Here is an 18477-nt window from a genome sequence, read left to right as displayed (position 1 = left end):
GTTACAAGGCTAAGTTTAATTGTCTTGAAAAACAAAACTTTATTTCACGTTGAAAATACTTAAAATCTGTGAAACAGTTTAGGTCACGACATAAAAAAACCGAAGCCAGGGAAACCAACTTCGGTTATTAAATAATAAAAGCAGGGAATTTTAGGTACAAATCCCTGCTTTTGGTTGAATTAATTAACTAATTTAAATAGACAGTTTTTCAGTAATAACCTTATCAGCAACACTTAGTCTAAAAGTGTATTCACCTTTTGGCATTTTTGAAAAATCTAGTGTTTTACTAACTGTATACCCTTTTTCTTTAATTTCTCCTACGAGTTCTCCAGCAGCATCATATACTCTTAAGCTGGCATAAGTTTCAGCAGGATTGGTAAGAAAAAATCTAACTTGTTTTGATTCTACTCTATAGATTGGTTTAAATACCACTGCAGCAGTTTTATCTTCAATGCTTAATCCAGTGGAGGATTTTTTAATTACCGTGGTATAAATTCCGTTCAGATCTTCAGAGTTTAAGAAGTAAGTTCCTGTAGGAATACGGCTAAAATCTATTTGCTTTCTATAGTTTCCATCTAGCGCCGGACTATCTTTAAAAAGAATAAATCCTGAAGCATCTTCTAAACTCACTGTACTTACATCATCTAACTCAACAATTAGAGTTTGTCCTTCATTCACACTAACCTCCACACGATCAGCAGCGTATAGATTTATACCGGTTATTAAAGCTACTAGCAATAACGAATTTTTCAATAGTTTTTTCATAATTTTGATTTTTAATTGTTAACACCCCTTGTTTACATTTACAAAGATAGACCACTTTTACCCCGCTGAATAGTAGTGAATAAACAACAAAATGTGCTATATTGATCTTTACAATTATTTAATATTCATTTATTGTGCATATAGCATATTTTTAAGTTATTTTGTATCACAAGCTTATGTTACGCCTGTATTACCTAAAAGTTAATTTGTTGAGAATATGATAAAAACAAGTAAGCCTTCTTTTGAAAAAGTTGACCCAAGCTTTGGAAGTTCGTTTTCCTTTAAAAGCTTTAACCAGGAACATCAGAATAAAAACCACACGTTTTGGCATTATCATCCCGAAATAGAGCTGGTTTACGTAAATGGTGGTTCGGGAAAAAGACAAATTGGGAGCCACGTCTCCTATTATCAGCAGGGCGATCTCATATTAATTGGCGCTAATTTGCCGCATTGCGGCTTTACCGACAGCTTAACCGATAACGACCGGGAAACCGTTATACAATTTAGCCCAGATTTCCTCGGAAGGAATTTCTGGGAGATCCCCGAAATGAGAAATGTACGGGTTTTACTGGAGCGGGCTAAAAATGGAATTGTTTTTCACGGCGAAGATAAAAACCTTATTGGTGACAAAATTGAAGCTTTAAATTCCCTCACTAACTATAAAAGGTTGCTGGGTTTACTTGATGTTCTTAATATGTTGGAAAACGCCCAAGATTTCACACTATTAAATGCCGAAGGTTTTGTGCTGGATACCGAGCTGGAAGACCACAACCGGATTAATGTAATCTTTAACTTTGTGAAGAACGAGTTTAAAAGAAATATCGCCCTGGAAGAGATTGCCAATGTGGTAAGCTTAACTGTACCCGCTTTTTGTAGGTACTTTAAGAAAACTACAGGGAAAACCTTTGTTCAATTCGTGAACGAATACCGCCTGGTACACGCGGCTAAATTACTGCACGAAAAGCAAATAAGCATCACTGATGTTTGCTTTGAAAGCGGATTTAATAATTTTAGTCATTTTAATAAGCAGTTTAAGAAGTTTACAGGCAAGTCACCTTCGGTTTATCGCAATGAGATCAAGTTTGCAGTTTCTTAAGTCCATCTATGACTTTTAAATCTAAAATGGAGAGAAAACAAAAAGATCCCGTTTCAGTTGAAACAGGATCTTTTATATTTTAAATTCAGAATAGAATTTATTCGTTCTCGTGCATAAATTTTTGCTTGGCGAGTAATTCTTCTTCGCTTTCTACGTGTTCATCGTCTGGAACGCAGCAGTCTACGGGACATACTGCGGCACATTGTGGCTCCTCGTGAAAACCTATACACTCGGTACATTTATCGGGTACAATATAATAGATCTCATCACTAATAGGTTCCTGGGCCTCGTTAGCATCTGCTTCCTTACCATTGGGTAACACTACATGGCCTTCAAGGTCGGTTCCATCAGCATGACGCCAGTCATCTGCACCTTCGTAAATCGCTGTATTCGGGCACTCGGGCTCGCAAGCGCCACAGTTTATACATTCATCTGTTATAACAATTGCCATAGCTTTTTTCTTTGTAATTTAATTAACGTAAAACTTAGGTGGTATTTCCCGTCCTTTTTTAGGAGTTTGCCGGCTTAAGTTTTAATTTCGCGCTACAAATTTAAAGCCATTGGCTATCATAACCAAATAAGGAAATGACAATCGAAGAAAGAAAATCATATTTTGTTCAAGTAGGAAAATTCCTGAGTCTTTTTGGGGATAGCACTAATGATTCAATAAAAATATCGGCTGAAAACGAAAGATTTTTTAATGAATTAAATGATAAAATTGATCAGGCTGTTCATTACAACGGTTGGTTTACCCGAGAAAACGTGATTTTCTCACTTCAGCAATGGAGCAAAGCGCTAACGCAAAGCAATTTGGAGCAATGGCTGGAACCATACAAATTCGAAAAAACAGAAGAAAAAACAGTAGCCATTATTATGGCCGGAAACATTCCGCTGGTTGGATTTCACGATTTTCTTTCGGTTTTAATTTCGGGACATAAAGTTTTGGTGAAGCAATCTTCTAACGATAAGCAATTGTTACCTGTAATTGCTGGTTTTTTAATGAATATCGCTCCAGAATTTGAAGACCGAATAAGATTTACTGAAGACAGGCTTAATGATTTTGATGCGGTTATAGCTACCGGAAGCAACAATACTGCCCGGTATTTTGATTATTATTTTAAAGGGAAACCAAACATTATAAGAAAGAACCGAAACTCGGTAGCTATTCTTACCGGTAAAGAAAGCAAAGAAGACCTGGAAGCGTTGGGTGAGGATGTTTTTAGGTATTTTGGCCTGGGTTGCCGTAATGTTTCTAAACTTTACGTTCCTAAAGAATATGACTTTGACGATTTCTTTAAAGCGATGTTCCCGTGGAATACTTTAATGAATTCAGCTAAATATGCTAACAATTACGATTATAATAAGGCAGTATATCTAATGAGTGAATTTAAATTACTGGAAAACGGATTTCTTATTTTAAAAGAGGATGAAAGTTTCGGCTCTCCTATTGCCACCTTGTTTTATGAACAATATGAAGATGAAAAAAAATTACAGGAAAAACTTCAGCAAAATAAAGAAAACCTGCAATGTGTTGTAGGAACAAAGGCCGATGTTGATTTCGGCCAAACCCAGCAACCAAAATTGTGGGATTATGCCGATGGCGTTGATACTTTAAAATTTTTAGAAAAGCTTTAAATAAAGAACCTCCCAGAGGAACTAACCACTAATAAACCAACTATGAAAAAACATAACTATAGCGCAGGTCCCTGTATTTTACCACAGGAAGTTTTTAAAGAAGCCTCGCAAGGTATTTTAGATTTTCAGGATTCAGGATTGTCAATTTTGGAAATTTCGCATCGCAGCGCTGCTTTTGTAGATGTGATGGAAGAAGCCCGCGGCCTCTCCCTGGAACTTTTAGGACTTAAAGATAAAGGATACAAAGCCTTGTTCTTACAGGGAGGTGCCAGTATGCAGTTTCTAATGACCGCATATAATTTGCTAAATAAAAAAGCCGCTTATCTCAACACTGGAACCTGGTCTTCTAAAGCGATAAAAGAAGCGAAACTTTTTGGTGAAGTGATTGAGGTGGCTTCTTCTAAAGACAAAAACTTCAATTATATCCCTAAAAATTATCAAATCCTGTCTGATATAGATTATTTTCATTGCACGAGCAATAACACGATTTTCGGCACTCAAATTAAAGATTTCCCGGAAGTTGATGCACCACTGATTTGCGATATGAGTAGCGATATATTTTCCCGGGAACTGGATTTTTCAAAATTCGATCTTATTTATGCAGGAGCCCAGAAAAATATGGGCCCGGCAGGCACGACACTGGTCGTAATCAAAGAAGAAATTTTAGGTAAAGTTGAACGGGAAATTCCTTCAATGTTAAATTACAAAGTACACCTGGATAAAGACAGTATGTTCAATACCCCGGCTGTTTATGCAGTTTATGTGTCGCTTTTAACCTTGAGATGGATTAAAACCAACGGCGGGATTACAGCAATGGAAAAAAGAAATGCCGAAAAAGCCGACTTCCTTTATAATGAAATAGACCGAAACCCCTTATTTAAAGGTTTTGCTGAAGTTGAAGATCGTTCGCCAATGAATGCCACCTTCACCCTTACCGATGAAAGCAAAAAAGATGCTTTTGATAAACTTTGGAAGGATGCCGGCATCAACGGACTTAACGGCCATAGAAGTGTGGGAGGCTACCGTGCCTCTATGTATAACGTACTAGACCTTGAAAGTGTAAAAGTACTGGTTGAAGCTATGCAGCAGCTGGAAAAACAATCATAATTCAAAATAAATAACACCAGCATGATGCTGGACGCAAAAATTGACAACATACAGGAAAACGATTGTAATCCTGTATCAAATTCCCGCGCCAGGGATTAAATTTTAAACAGATGAAACCTGAAGATTTTTTTAATAAACCCACAACACTAAATCAACCAGAAAAGATAAAAGTCCTCGCCAACGATGGTCTTGCAAAAGCCGGTGTAGAACAGCTTGAAAAAGCAGGTTTTGAAGTAATAAGTACCAAAGTAGCCCAGGAACAACTGGCCGATTATATAAATTCTAAAGACATACAGGTTTTACTTGTTAGAAGCGCTACCACCGTAGACAAAGCGATTATTGATGCATGTAAAAACCTGAAATTGATAGGTCGTGGCGGTGTTGGTTTAGACAATATTGCTGTAGACTATGCCGAAAGTAAAGGCATAAAAGTCATTAATACACCTCAGGCGGCTTCAGGCTCGGTTGCTGAACTTGTTTTTGCCCATCTTTTTAGTGGAGTAAGAAAATTATTCGATGCTAACAGGAATATGCCTTTAGAAGGTGAGTCTCGGTTTAAGGAATTAAAAAAATCCTATTCAGCAGGAATTGAACTTAGAGGGAAAACCCTGGGAATTATTGGTTTTGGAAGAATTGGACGCGAAGTTGCCAAAATCGCTTTAGGTCTGGGAATGAAAGTTATAGCCAGTGATAAAGAAGTTGGAGAAGTAAAAATTTCATTGGAATTCTATAACCACCAAAGCATAGAAATTCCGATTAAAACAGAACCTGTAGAAGAGCTAATAAAGCATTCAGATTTTATCACATTACACGTGCCGGCACAATCTAAACCGCTAATTGGTAAAAAGCAAATTGAAGCAATGAAACAGGGAGTTGGTATCATTAACACTGCTCGTGGTGGAGTGATAGATGAAGTCGCACTTCTGGAAGCCATAGAAGACGGTAAAGTTGTATTTGCCGGCTTAGATACTTTTGAAGCCGAACCAAGACCGGCCATTAAATTGTTGATGAATGAAAAGCTTTCTTTGAGTCCACATATTGGAGCTTCTACCCTGGAAGCACAGGAACGCATAGGTTTAGAACTTTCAAATCAAATTATTTCACATTTTAAAAAGTAGATTATAATAAAGCTTTAACGTTAGATGCTGCTTAAAAGCTGTAAATTGATTTAGTAAATTTCTTCGGGACAAGCCCCAAGGAGCATCATTGGATAATAAATTTTGACTTCTAGGCAAACCTTGGCGCAGTTAAATCTCGATTATCGATTAAAAAATTAAAATTATGGCTTCAATATTAGATTTACTAAATACACAAACAGGAGAACAGCTAGTAAACAAAGCCAGCTCAAAAACTTCTGAAGATAAAACCAAAATAATTTCGGTACTTGGTATGGCTATGCCACTAATACTTGGTGCGATGAAACGAAACGCAAAAGATCCTAAAGGTGCCGAAAGTTTAAATAAGGCTTTACAAAGCGAAAAGCATAATGGCGATGTTTTAGATAATTTAGGAGATAAAAATCCAGAAGAACTTACTAATGAAGGCAGTAAAATTCTAAGTCACGTTTTAGGGGCAAAACAAAGTGGGGTGAGCAAAACAATTGCCGGAACCTTAAATATAGATGAATCCACGGTTAATTATATTCTTGAAATGGCTGCACCGGTTATTATGGGCATATTAGGTCAGCAAAAGAGGAAAGATGATGTTGGCGCTTCCGGTTTATCAGGACTTTTAGGATCGGTTATGGGCTCCAACAATTCTCACGATCAATCTTTGGTCGAAACTTTACTGGATGCCGATGGGGATAGCAGCGTTATAGACGATGTATCAGGAATGATTTTTGGCGGAAAAAAAGGTAAAAAAGGCGGCAGCCTGCTTGGTGGTATGTTAGGCGGTAAATAAATTAGGAACATAATTTGCTTTAAATTATTCAGAGTATTTAAAGCTTCAGAGAGAAACAAAAATGAAAAATTTTATTTACATATTTTTACTGGGACTATTTATCTATAGCTGCGGAAGTTCAAGAGATAGAAACCTGGGAGATTCACAAATAAATGAGGATACGGTTCGTATTGCAAACGATAGCCTTGAGTATGAGATCATAATTATAGAGCCGGGATTCAACCTTTTCATTAATTCCATCGCTAAACCCGAAGGTTATTATTCCCAGCAATACCTGGAAAACAAAAACCGATTTTTGGTTTCAGAGTATAATCAGCGGGTAAGACAACCACAGGTTTATAATCCAGATCTTTATTTACAGCAAATTAACTATGAGCCTAATATAGATTATGGGTACGAAGTTAACTATCTCCTGTACAATTACTTTGTGTATTTCAGTAGGCATTATAACCAAAGCTTTTCAGTCCCTACGCGTATTTAACACTCATTATTTTAATTCTCCGATGCTTTTAGTATTTTTGCCACATGAATAAATTAAAAGCACGTTGGGGTATAGATTCTAATTGGCAGATATTTGTAATTCTTATAGTATTCGCCATTACTGGATCTACATCGGCTAAATTAGCTGAACCTTTATGTAATCTTTTGGGTATTTACGAAGCTTCCTCTCATTGGGCGGTTTACTGGAGTGCAAGAATTTTTCTCATTTTTCCTATCTACCAGGTTCTATTGGTTAGTTTCGGCTGGATTTTTGGCCAGTTTCAATTCTTTTGGGCTTTCGAAAAGAAAATGCTAAGCAGAATGGGATTTGCAAAATTATTCCAATAATTATTTTTGAAAATATTTAGACACATATTCGCTATACTTTTAGGGGCTCTGCTTTTGCTTCCTATGGTAATTAGTTTCTCGCATATCTTCAGCGGGCACGGACACGAATTATGTGTTAATTATGCCGATGAGCATTTTCACGAGAGTAGCCTGGACTGTGAATTACATTCTTTTAATCAAAGTCCGGTACTCGCTGCAGACTTCATTAGTTTTGAACCGCTTTTAGAAAAGCAGATCAAAAAACAATTCTCCGATTTTTATCAATTTTTAAGTGATTATCAAAGGCTCCCCTTTGAGCTTCGCGGTCCACCTATGGCTGCCTAACAATTCGAATTTATTTGTTAGAAGTATAATTATTTAAAAAATTAATATGAAAAGTTTACTTTTCTCATTGCTATTTTTAGCAGTGAGCCCCATTATATATGCTCAGAATAGTTTCTCGGGCCAGGTTACCAATGCTGAAACTGGAGAACCGGTATTTAGTGCTAATGTTTATTTTCCAGAACTCAGTAAAGGCGATATGACCGATATTGATGGAAATTTTAGGGTAGAAAATATTCCAAACGGAAAATTTAAAATTGTGATTTCATCGGTTGGTTTTGCGACTTATTCCAACGAACTCGATTTTCCTGAAACTTCCAGCTTAAATATCACTTTAGAAAAGTCGGCCATAGAAATGGAAGAAGTGATTGTCTCTACTCCTTTTCATCAATTGCAAAGCGAAAATGTAATGCGCGTAGAACGTGAAAACGTAGCTGATCTAAACCGAAAAGGAGCTATTTCTTTAAGCGACGGACTAACCCAGATTGCCGGAGTAGAAAGCCTAACTACAGGTGTGGGAATTGGGAAACCTGTAATTAGAGGTTTAAGCTCTAATCGGGTTTTGGTCTATACACAGGGTGTTAGGTTGGAAAACCAGCAATATGGAGACGAACACGGTCTTGGAATAAGTTCTAAAGGAATTGAAAGCGTTGAGGTTATAAAAGGCCCTGCTTCCCTTCTCTACGGAAGCGACGCTATTGGTGGAGTTCTTTACCTGAATCCTGAAAGATATGCTGCAGCAAATGAAACAAATGCTGAAGCTGATGTGAATTATTTTAGTAATACTCAAGGTTACCAGGGAAGCGTAATGGCTAAAACTTCAGGAGAAAAGCTAAAATTCCTGGCCCGTGGAAGTTATGCCGCTCACAGCGATTACGAAACCGGAGATGGGGAAAGAGTGACCAATACCCGCTTTAATGAAACCGATTTTAAAGCAGGAATTGGCTACCAGGATGCCAAATTTAAAACAGATTTAAGGTATAATTTCAATAAATCTAATATTGGAATTCCGGAGGAAATAGGCGAACAATCTACAGATAAAGATCCTCTTCTTCCCTATCAGGAAATTGATAATCATATTCTAAGCTTAGAAAACAAACTTTATTTTAATAATTCAAGTTTAGACTTTAAAATTGGATATCAATATAATAACCGAAAAGAGTTTGAAGAACATCTTCACGAAGAGGAACACAGTGAAGAAGAGCACGCAGAGGAAGAAGAACACCTCGAAGAGGAAGAAGGCGCAGATCATCCCGCACTGGAAATGCATTTGGAAACTTTAAATTATAACCTTCAATATAATTTACCCAGAACCGGAAGATTTGAAACCATTTTGGGAGTTCAGGGAATGCATCAAACCAATACCAATTACGGCGAAGAAATTTTAATTCCAGATGCCATTACAACAGATTTTGGAGTGTTTGCTACTACCCATGTGCATTTTGATAAATGGGATTTCCAGGGAGGCTTAAGATTTGATACCCGGAGTATTGACAGTGAAGCCGTGGAACCACACGAAGAGGAACACGCTGAAGAAGAGCCTGAAGGTGAAGAGCACGTAGAAGAGCTTGAACATGCGCACGAAGGTGGAGAAATTGCCGCTGTAAATAACTCATACAAAAGTATTAATGGAGCCTTAGGTGCAAAATATATTATTTCTGAAAGATTAAGTGCAAGGTTAAATCTTGCTACCGGTTTTAGAGCGCCTAATTTATCGGAATTAACTTCTAACGGTTCTCACCACGGGACAAATCGCTATGAGGTTGGAGATCAAAACCTTGATAATGAACAGAATTTCCAGGTAGATCTTTCTTTAGAATGGCGGAACAAGCATTTTGAAGCTTTCGTAAACGGATTTCATAATACGATAAACGATTATATTTATCTGGAGCCCACCGGCGAATTAATCGAAGAAAACCCTGTTTTTGAATACACCCAGAACAATGCTGAATTGTATGGTGGGGAAATAGGTGTCCATATTCATCCACATCCTTTAGACTGGCTTCATTTGGAAAGTAGTTTTGAAACCGTGACGGGAAAAAGAAATAATGGAGAGTATTTGCCCTTAATTCCGGCAAATTCCATAACCAATACCTTTAGGTTGGAATTTGATAATTCCGATGAGAAAATCTATAGCAAATATGCATTTGTAAGGCTTAAAAATGTATTCGATCAAAATAACGTGAGTGCCTTCGAAACCCGTACAGGTGGCTACGGCCTTTTAGGTGCTGGATTTGGAGGAGAGTTCGCCATAAATACTACAGAAATGAGAATTGGAGTAAGCGCGAACAATATTCTGAATAAAGATTATATTTCCCACCTTTCCCGCTTAAAATCTGATGGTATTTCTAATATTGGAAGAAATATTTCAGTTTCGGTTAGATGGTTCCTTTAATAATGTAATTGAAAAAAGAAACAGGCATAAGTAAGCCTGTTTAATAAATCTTATAAAAAACCTCACAATACCGAAAGGGACCGTGAGGTTTTTACCTTTTAGCAGTTTTATATTACAATTTTATTTTTCCCTTCAATTTCAGGATTATTGTCTTCAATATTGTCAATATGGGTTAGGTCTTTTTTATTACGCTTTTTAAATAAGCTATAAACTGCGATTCCAGCCCCTGCTGCTACTGCTCCAACCCCAAGTGCACTTGCTGGTTTTTTCATGATCATTTTGCCTGCTTTAAAGATAACAGCTCTTTTAAGCCATTTCATACCTGTTTGTACTACCTGATTAGTCATAATTTTTTTTTAATGGTTTTACCCCGAATTTTTCGGTTAATTAAATATCGAGGTAATTCTGCATTTCTAACGTTAAAGAGATTTCAAATAACACAGTTTTAACGGTCTTACGCAGACTTACATTTCGCTTGAAATTTATTTAAATGAAGTGATCTTCTTAGCGTATCTCTCTGTAGCAGAATTAATTTGAGCTCCGAGCAACATTGTAAAACAACTAATAAAAAGCCATAACATCATAATAACCACAGCGGCAATAGAACCATAAACTTCCCCATAACTTCCAAAATTACTTACATAAAACGAAAAACCCCAAGAAGCGATTAACCAAAGAATGGTAGCAACCAATGCACCGGGAATCACCCACCTTAGTTTAGGATTGGTGCGCTCTGGCGCATATTTATAAATAAGACAGAGAAAAAAACCAACTATAATGGCCAAAATTGGCCAGCGTAACCAACTAATTAGGCTTTCTATATTTTGGGGCAAACCCAATTCTCCCACAACAGCAGGAAAAGCCACAATTAAACCCATACTTAAAATAACCTGTATTATAGCGCCAAAAGTGAACAATAAAGTAAGTGCATTTTGTTTTATAAATCCGCGTGTGCTTCGAGTTGCGTAGGCGATATCAATACCTCTAAATAAAGACTTCATTCCTTTATTGGCACTCCAAATACTAAACAATATACCTATTGCCATTCCCCAACCCAGTGCTTTTCCGGATGTAGATATAAACGCCTCCAGCCTTTGCTCTACGATACCAAATGCTTCATCCGGTAACATCGTGCCAAGCTGATTTAATTGATATTCAATTTGAGCCGGAGTCACCGCCAAACCATAAATAGAAACCAGAGCCATAACTGCCGGAAAGATTGCTAAAAATGCATAGAAAGCTACGCCTGCAGACACAATACTTAAATTATTTTCGTCTATTTTATCCTTTATTATAAAAGCTATTTTCTTCCATCCGGAGAATGAAATTTTTGATGGATTGGAAATTACTGGTCTATCCTGGTCAAATTCTGACATTGCATAAATTTTACATTCAAGGTAAATTACATAAAACATTTAAAAGCAAAAGCGGTCGCTGTTAAAGAGTTTTTAAATAATTTACAACAAATGCAAAAAAAAACGGAATCCCGATATGGAATCCCGTTTTAAAAATTTTATAAAATAGAAACTTATTCTATTATTTCAACTTCTATTACCTGACCTTTAGGTTGTTTTTTCTTGCTCCAAACAAAAGTATAGAAATACATTAGCGTAAAGGTTGGAATAATATCTGTTCCCGGTAAAATCTCTTCAAGAAATACAATTACTGAAGCCACTTTACCTTTTTTTCCTTGATACATTTCACCCATTTTTCTGGCGGCGTAAGGTGCCCATAATAAATCGAGAAACGGCCCCACTAAAGGAATTGCCAAGGTAACCATACCAATAGCATCATACACCAGGCTTTTTATAAATAGTTTATCTTTTAAAAGTTTCATTTTGATTGCTTTTATTAAATAAAGCAAATAAAATGCCAATTTGCTATTTAAGATTCGAGCTTATTAGCTTTAGAAATTCATTCCTGGTTTCTATTTTTTCAAATTGCCCTCTAAACCCGGAAGTCGTAGTCGCACTGTTTTGCTTCTGTACACCGCGCATCATCATACACATATGTACTGCTTCAATCACTACCGCAACTCCTTTTGGTTTAAGGGTGTTATTTATACATTCCAAAATATCGTGGGTTAAGCGTTCCTGTACCTGCAGTCTTCTTGCAAATACATCTACCACCCTTGGTAGTTTGCTTAAACCTACAATATGCCCGTTAGGAATATAAGCAATATGGGCTTTTCCAAAGAAAGGCAACATGTGGTGCTCACACAAAGAATATAATTCTATGTCCTTTACCACCACCATTTCGTCGTAACTCTCCTTGAACATGGCTTTTTTTAGAATGGTTTCAGCATCCATCTTATAACCCTGTGTTAGAAACTGCATTGCTTTCGCTGCACGTTCTGGAGTATCTTCTATGCCTTCACGACTTATATCCTCGCCTATTCCTTCAAGGATATTTTTATAATTTTCCTGAAGCCCATCAGTAACCTCAATATTATATTCTTCTTTAAATTTATATGACATTTTTTTATTATTTCAGTTTATCGGAAAAGACTTCAGTTAGTTTTTTAATTTTAGGATCTATTATAAATTGGCAATATGGTTGCTGCCGGTGCTGGTTATAGAAATCCTGATGTTCTTTTTCTGCAATATAAAAATCTTTCACCGCACTAATTTCGGTTACGATCTTATTCTCGAAAACCTCCTTTTCTTCTAACTCTTCAATTACCTTTTCTGCAGATTCTTTTTGTGCTTCAGAATGATAAAATACCGCGCTTCGATATTGTGTCCCAACATCATTTTGCTGTCGATTCAACGTAGTTGGGTCGTGCGTGGCAAAAAATACATATAACAAATCCTGAAAGCTTATCACCTCTGGATTAAATCTAATCTGAATTGCTTCAGCATGGCCGGTTCGGCCGGTTATAATTTCACGATACGCAGGATTTTTTATATTCCCACCGGTAAAACCTGAAAGCACCTGTTCCACACCATTTAAACGTTGAAAAACAGCTTCAGTACACCAGAAACAACCTCCTGCCAAGGTTGCAAGTTCTATATTTTCTGAATTCATAGATTATTTTTGTTTAGCAAATCTAAGCTATTAATAAACAAACCAAATATAGTTTAACGTGAATTTAAATCAAAACTTGGTCTACATTGAGAACTATGATATATTTGAACTCATTTTCACCCTAATCATCAATTAATGGTTCCGAAAATCCGGTTGATTTTAATATTCTTCATTTTTACCCATCAAATTACTGCGCAAATAGATAGTCTTCCGCGCAAAAACTATTCAGCAACAAAAGCGCAAAAATCTCCTGATATAGATGGACTTTTAGACGATGAAGCCTGGAAGAACCTTACTGAAGCAAAAGATTTTGTGATGTATTATCCCGGAGATGGCGATCCCATTCCATCAAGTCACAACACTTCTGTAAAAGTAGTTTACGATAATGAAGCGCTTTATATCGCCGCTTCTTTATTAGAAAATAATCCTGAAGATATAGTAAAGCAATTTACCCAACGAGATAATTTGGAGCAAAGCGATTATTTCCAAATAGACATTAATACTTATGACGATGGTGAAAACCAAATAAGGTTTGCGGTTACCGCTGCAGGTACACGTGCAGACGCCAAAATTACCGGCGATAATGAAGATTTTGGTTTTAATATCGTTTGGGAGGCGGCGGTTTCTCAAGATGAAAACGGCTGGTATGCGGAAATTCGTGTTCCTTATTCTGCGCTGCGTTTTCCTGAAAAACAGGAACAAAAATGGGGAATTCAGTTTTTAAGGCAAATTTCTCAAAGAAATGAAAGTTATACGTGGAATTATGTAGATAAAGCCGTTGGATTAATGAGTCAGCAAACCGGCTTACTTACCGGTATAGAAAATATAGAACCTCCTACCCGACTTAGTTTTTACCCATATACATCGGCTGAAATAGATAGATTTGATGGCCAGACCGAAACCAATTTTAGTGCAGGGCTGGACGTAAAATACGGAATTAGCAAAGCCTTCACCTTAGATATGACTTTAGTTCCAGATTTTGGCCAGGTGGCTTATGATAATGTAGAACTTAATTTAGGTCCATTTGAGCAAATATTTGGAGAAAATCGTGCGTTTTTTACCGAAGGAACCGAGCTTTTTACAAAAGGAGATCTTTTTTATTCCCGCCGTGTGGGAAATACTCCTATTGGTTTTAATAATGCCCAACGAGAAAAACTTGAAAATGAAGAAATCCTCGAAAATCCTGAAAGGACCGATCTCATAAATGCATTAAAAATTTCGGGCAGGACGGAACGTGGACTGGGAGTTGGATTTTTTAATGCCGTTACTGCTGAAACCAAAGCTGTTTTTAGAGATACTCTTACCGGTAAAAGCAGGGAGAAAGTTACAGAACCTCTTGCTAATTATAACATCCTGGTGCTCGATCAAAGATTTAATAAAAATTCTTCTATAAGTTTAATTAATACCAATGTTACCAGGGAAGGCAGTTTCAGGGACGCAAATGTTACCGGATTTCTATTTGATGTTTTTAATAAATCCAACTCATTTAACTTTGTTGGAGAAGCGAAAATGAGCAATGTGAATTTATCGGGACAAAAGGAAACAGGCTTTTCTTCTTTACTTTCAGTTAATCGAACAAAAGGTAATTTCAGGTATGGCCTTTCGCACGAACTGGCCAACGAAACTTACGATATTAACGACCTGGGAATAAGTTTTACCAACAATTATAATAACTTTTACCTGAATACTTCTTATCAAACTTTTGAGCCTACCGGGATTTTTAATCAATATAACATAGAATTATATGCAAACCACCAGCGGAGATATCGCCCTGGTATAAATGTGGCCAGTGGTGCTGGTTTAAGCATTTTTGCAATGACCCGCGACCGATTTGCTTTTGGAGGTTTTGCCGAAGTGAATTCAGCATTTAAAGATTTTTTTGAGCCGCGTAGGGAAAATACTTTTATAACCTACCAACCCAATATTATCGGAAACGCCTGGATTTCTTCAGATTATAGAAAGAAACTAGCTTTAGATCTTCGCTCCACCTACCAGGTTTTTGGCGAAGACTCACGAGAAAGTTTCAATTTTATATTTAAACCCAGAATTAGGTTAAACGAGAGGTTTCTGGTAATTTATGGTTTTGAATACGATAATGAAATTAACCGCCCCAGCTTTGTAAACCTCCAGCCGCGGGATATTATCTTCGGAAACCGGGATATGCAAAGTTTCGAAAACTCGCTTCAGGCAAATTATAATTTCACCACAAAGCAGGCATTAAATTTAAGTTTCAGGCATTTTTGGTCGGTTGCTCAGTTTGAAGAAGGTGAATTTTCAAAATTAAATAATGACGGAAGTTTAACTTCAGTAAATTATGATACTGAGGAAAATTATAATCCTGACGCTAATTTTAATATCTGGAACCTCGACTTAAGCTACCGCTGGCAATTCGCTCCCGGAAGCGAAGCTATTTTACTCTATAGAAATTCAATTTTTAACCAGGATGAATTAAGTTATCTGGATTTTCAACGAAGCCTGGATAATTTGTTTGACAGGCCGGCAAGACATAATTTTAGCCTGAGGATTGTTTATTATATAGACTACAATCAGGTAAAAAACATATTACAGTCCTAACTTGGGGATTTTCCTTAATTTGGCTAATTTCACGAGCCTTAAAGCGCATATATGATTATAGCCAAAAATATTCATAAATACTACGGAGATCTTCACGTTCTTAAAGGTCTGGATCTTCATATTAAAAAGAGCGAAATTGTTTCTATTGTAGGAGCTTCGGGAGCAGGTAAAACCACTTTGCTTCAAATTCTGGGAACTTTAGATAAACCTGAAAAGGATAAAGATTCTATGCTTGAAATCAATGATACCGATATTTATAAACTTTCATCCAGGGAATTATCAAAATTTAGAAATAAGAATATTGGATTTATTTTTCAATTTCATCAGCTGTTACCTGAGTTTACTGCTTTAGAAAACATTTGTATTCCTGCCTTTATACATAACACCCCAAAAGAAAAAGCCGAAGAACGTGCTAAAGAGCTTTTAGGCTTCTTAGGGCTAAAAAACCGGGCACACCATAAACCGGCAGAACTTAGTGGTGGAGAGCAACAACGTATTGCCGTTGCAAGGTCCCTTATTAATAATCCTGCGGTGATTTTCGCCGATGAACCTTCTGGAAATTTGGATACCGAATCTGCTGAAAATCTTCATCAATTATTCTTTAGGCTTCGCGACGAATTTCAGCAAACTTTTGTGATTGTAACTCATAACGAAGAACTTGCCGATATGGCCGACCGAAAAATCACAATGCAGGACGGAAAAATAATCGACAAAAAGCAAATTTAGGCAGTTTGAAAAAAAGTGAACTCAAATCTTTTCTTGACTTTAAAGTTGAGCAGTACAATACGCCTGAATTTATAGATACTGATCCTGTGCAGATTCCGCATCAGTTCAGTAAAAAGGAAGATATTGAAATTGCCGGTTTTCTCACGGCAACGATTGCCTGGGGAAATAGAAAAAGTATTCTTAAAAATGCAAATCGTTTAATGGAAATGCTGGATCGTAGTCCGCAGGATTTCGTCTTGAATCATTCTGAAAGTGATTTGGAAAATTTAACCGGATTTGTTCATCGTACTTTTAACGAAACAGACCTTATTTATTTTATTTCAGCCTTAAAAAATATCTACAAAAATCACGGTGGCATTGAAGCTATTTTTACTAAAAATGCTAAAAAAGCTTCACTTCAACCCGCTATTCACGAATTTAAAAAGGTATTCTTTGAAATTCCACATCCTCCACGAACACAAAAACATGTAAGTGATCCACTTAAGAATTCGGCTGCTAAAAGAATAAATATGTACCTGCGGTGGATGGTGAGAAAGGACCAGGCCGGTGTAGATTTTGGTCTTTGGGAAAAGCTCGATGCTTCTCTATTAAGTTGCCCATTAGACGTCCATTCCGGAAATGTGGCTAGAAAATTAAAACTCTTAAAGCGAAAAGCCAATGATGCGAAAGCTTTGGCTGAGCTAGATACTTCGTTAAGGAAGCTGGATCCAGCAGATCCCGTGAAATATGACTTCGCTTTATTTGGTCTTGGCGTGTTTGAAAAGTATTAGTATAAATTTAACAAGTTACGGTGAAAATTGTTAAATTTGTTTTAATTGAATTTTCATTATATGTTAAGTCCCGCTATTCCAGAAAACGAAAGTCAACGTTTAAAAGCGCTTGAGGACGCTAATATTTTGTATAGTCCTACCGAGGAGGAATTCGACAATATTACCCAATTGGCTTCTTTTATTTGCAAAACGCCAATTTCTTTAATTTCTTTAGTTGGCGAGCACGAGCAATGGTTTAAATCTAAATATGGCACCGAAATGTGTACCTCAGAACGGGATGTTTCGTTTTGTAGTCACGCCATCTTGGTACCTGAACAGTTGATGGAAGTTGAAGATACCAGGTTAGATAAGCGTTTTGAGGATAACCCTTTTGTTCTTGCCAAATCAGATCCTATTATTTATTACGCCGGGATGCCCCTCAAAAATCATAACAATATGGTTTTAGGTACACTCTGTGTGATTGATACCAAGCCAAATAAATTAAACCAGGACCAGAAAAAAGCCTTAAAATCACTTGCTAAACAGGTAGAAATACTTTTAGAATTAAAACGCAAGAACGATTACCTGGAGGATATTAAAAAGCAATTGAACGAGCATAATGCTATGCTTAAAAATTTTGCCGGAGTGGTTTCTCACGATATGAAAATGCCCTTGGCAAATATGATTATCACCGCAGATATCCTTAAAGCAAAATTCGGCAAAAAACTGGGAGAAGAAGGTTTAGAATACCTAAAAAATCTAAAACAGGCAGGGTTAAGACTTAGCGAGTACATAAATGGCATTTTAGATCATTACGAAAGCGATAATATTGCTGCCTCAAATAATGAAGAATTTGACGTACATCAATTATTAGAGGAAATTATTGACCTCTTAAATATTACCGAAGACTGCATCATCAACCTTCCTGAAGATAATACCATTATAAGTTCTAACCGCGCCGCGCTGGAACAAATATTTTTGAATTTATTGGGGAACAGCCTAAAGTACAACGATAAGCAAAAAATTATAATTGATATTGAATTCTCCCAAAACCCCGATTTCTATTACTTCAGTATTCAGGATAATGGTATAGGAATTCCTAAAGAAAAAGAAGAAGACATTTTTAAACTCTTTACTACCGTAGCCAAAAGTGACCGTTCCGGCAATAAAGGCAATGGCATTGGCCTTTCGACAGTAAAAAGACTCGTAGGTAATTTAGGCGGAAACCTAAAGGTTAATTCAGAAATAGGAGAAGGTACTCGTTTCGATTTTTCGATTAGAAAAAAACATAATTGATGCTGCTTTTTTATAGAAAAATGTTTAATTTTTTCTATATTAAATTAAGCTGTAAT

At 36.6% G+C, this 18477-nt stretch carries 20 protein-coding genes; 13 read left to right on the top strand and 7 right to left on the bottom strand.

The annotated features are described in order from the left end of the window. Positions 1-192 precede the first annotated feature (192 nt). Positions 193-765, bottom strand: a complete 573-nt coding sequence (locus tag LB465_RS03585; RefSeq protein WP_224467087.1) for a T9SS type A sorting domain-containing protein — start codon at positions 763-765, stop codon at positions 193-195. A 217-nt stretch (positions 766-982) separates the two neighbouring features. On the opposite strand from LB465_RS03585, the gene LB465_RS03580 reads away from it, so the two are divergent. After that, a complete protein-coding gene (locus LB465_RS03580) occupies positions 983-1861 on the top strand; it encodes an AraC family transcriptional regulator (RefSeq protein WP_224467085.1) in 879 nt (292 codons plus the stop codon). 97 nt (positions 1862-1958) lie between these two features. Here LB465_RS03580 and LB465_RS03575 read toward each other — a convergent pair whose 3' ends face one another. After that, positions 1959-2312 carry a 4Fe-4S dicluster domain-containing protein gene (locus tag LB465_RS03575; RefSeq protein WP_224467083.1) on the bottom strand — a complete coding sequence of 118 codons (354 nt, stop codon included), beginning with the start codon at positions 2310-2312 and terminating at the stop codon, positions 1959-1961. A gap of 134 nt (positions 2313-2446) precedes the next feature. Between LB465_RS03575 and LB465_RS03570 the strand changes: the two genes are divergently transcribed. The 8 genes from LB465_RS03570 (at position 2447) to LB465_RS03535 (ending at position 10049) form a co-directional block, all read left to right on the top strand. Further along, positions 2447-3496: an acyl-CoA reductase gene (locus LB465_RS03570; RefSeq protein ID WP_224467080.1), complete on the top strand. Its 1050-nt coding sequence runs from the start codon at positions 2447-2449 to the stop codon at positions 3494-3496. A 42-nt stretch (positions 3497-3538) separates the two neighbouring features. After that, complete coding sequence (serC, locus tag LB465_RS03565) at positions 3539-4603, top strand: 3-phosphoserine/phosphohydroxythreonine transaminase (RefSeq protein WP_224467078.1); 1065 nt, start codon at positions 3539-3541, stop codon at positions 4601-4603. A gap of 164 nt (positions 4604-4767) precedes the next feature. Further along, positions 4768-5721, top strand: a complete 954-nt coding sequence (locus LB465_RS03560) for a D-2-hydroxyacid dehydrogenase (protein ID WP_224467220.1) — start codon at positions 4768-4770, stop codon at positions 5719-5721. A 163-nt stretch (positions 5722-5884) separates the two neighbouring features. Further along, positions 5885-6505: a DUF937 domain-containing protein gene (locus tag LB465_RS03555; RefSeq protein WP_224467076.1), complete on the top strand. Its 621-nt coding sequence runs from the start codon at positions 5885-5887 to the stop codon at positions 6503-6505. A gap of 61 nt (positions 6506-6566) precedes the next feature. Next, positions 6567-6986, top strand: a complete 420-nt coding sequence (locus LB465_RS03550) for a DUF6146 family protein (protein ID WP_224467074.1) — start codon at positions 6567-6569, stop codon at positions 6984-6986. A gap of 44 nt (positions 6987-7030) precedes the next feature. Beyond that, on the top strand, positions 7031-7333 hold the full coding sequence (locus LB465_RS03545; protein ID WP_224467072.1) for a DUF6787 family protein: 303 nt from the start codon (positions 7031-7033) through the stop codon (positions 7331-7333). A 6-nt stretch (positions 7334-7339) separates the two neighbouring features. Then, entirely contained in the window at positions 7340-7657 is a 318-nt protein-coding gene (locus LB465_RS03540) for a hypothetical protein (RefSeq protein WP_224467070.1), read from the top strand. 46 nt (positions 7658-7703) lie between these two features. Then, positions 7704-10049 (top strand): TonB-dependent receptor, encoded by a 2346-nt coding sequence (locus LB465_RS03535; protein ID WP_224467067.1) that lies wholly within the window; start codon positions 7704-7706, stop codon positions 10047-10049. Positions 10050-10156: 107 nt separating this feature from the next. On the opposite strand, the gene LB465_RS03530 is transcribed toward LB465_RS03535, so the two are convergent. From LB465_RS03530 to msrA, 5 genes are all read right to left on the bottom strand, one after another. Continuing rightward, complete coding sequence (locus LB465_RS03530) at positions 10157-10396, bottom strand: hypothetical protein (protein ID WP_224467065.1); 240 nt, start codon at positions 10394-10396, stop codon at positions 10157-10159. A gap of 135 nt (positions 10397-10531) precedes the next feature. Further along, the gene (locus LB465_RS03525; RefSeq protein WP_224467063.1) at positions 10532-11425 is read right to left on the bottom strand and encodes a YihY/virulence factor BrkB family protein; all 894 of its coding nucleotides are present in this window, start codon (positions 11423-11425) and stop codon (positions 10532-10534) included. Positions 11426-11577: 152 nt separating this feature from the next. Further along, complete coding sequence (locus LB465_RS03520; protein ID WP_224467061.1) at positions 11578-11886, bottom strand: hypothetical protein; 309 nt, start codon at positions 11884-11886, stop codon at positions 11578-11580. A gap of 43 nt (positions 11887-11929) precedes the next feature. Further along, positions 11930-12526, bottom strand: coding sequence for a GTP cyclohydrolase I FolE (folE, locus tag LB465_RS03515; protein WP_224467059.1), 597 nt, complete (start codon positions 12524-12526; stop codon positions 11930-11932). Positions 12527-12533: 7 nt separating this feature from the next. Then, a complete protein-coding gene (gene msrA / locus LB465_RS03510) occupies positions 12534-13076 on the bottom strand; it encodes a peptide-methionine (S)-S-oxide reductase MsrA (protein ID WP_224467056.1) in 543 nt (180 codons plus the stop codon). Between the two features lie 135 nt (positions 13077-13211). Between msrA and LB465_RS03505 the strand changes: the two genes are divergently transcribed. Genes LB465_RS03505 through LB465_RS03490 form a run of 4 tightly spaced genes read left to right on the top strand, consistent with a single transcriptional unit; the run spans position 13212 to position 18421 of the window. Beyond that, positions 13212-15650: a DUF5916 domain-containing protein gene (locus LB465_RS03505; protein ID WP_224467054.1), complete on the top strand. Its 2439-nt coding sequence runs from the start codon at positions 13212-13214 to the stop codon at positions 15648-15650. A gap of 51 nt (positions 15651-15701) precedes the next feature. Then, entirely contained in the window at positions 15702-16376 is a 675-nt protein-coding gene (locus LB465_RS03500; RefSeq protein WP_224467051.1) for an ABC transporter ATP-binding protein, read from the top strand. Positions 16377-16381: 5 nt separating this feature from the next. After that, a complete protein-coding gene (locus tag LB465_RS03495; protein ID WP_224467049.1) occupies positions 16382-17146 on the top strand; it encodes a TIGR02757 family protein in 765 nt (254 codons plus the stop codon). A gap of 45 nt (positions 17147-17191) precedes the next feature. Continuing rightward, positions 17192-18421, top strand: coding sequence for a sensor histidine kinase (locus LB465_RS03490; RefSeq protein WP_317198418.1), 1230 nt, complete (start codon positions 17192-17194; stop codon positions 18419-18421). Positions 18422-18477 lie beyond the last annotated feature (56 nt).

The sequence above is a fragment of the Salegentibacter lacus genome, assembly GCF_020164555.1.
GTDB classification, from domain to species: Bacteria; Bacteroidota; Bacteroidia; order Flavobacteriales; family Flavobacteriaceae; genus Salegentibacter; species Salegentibacter lacus.
This window is presented reverse-complemented; position numbering and strand designations above follow the sequence as displayed.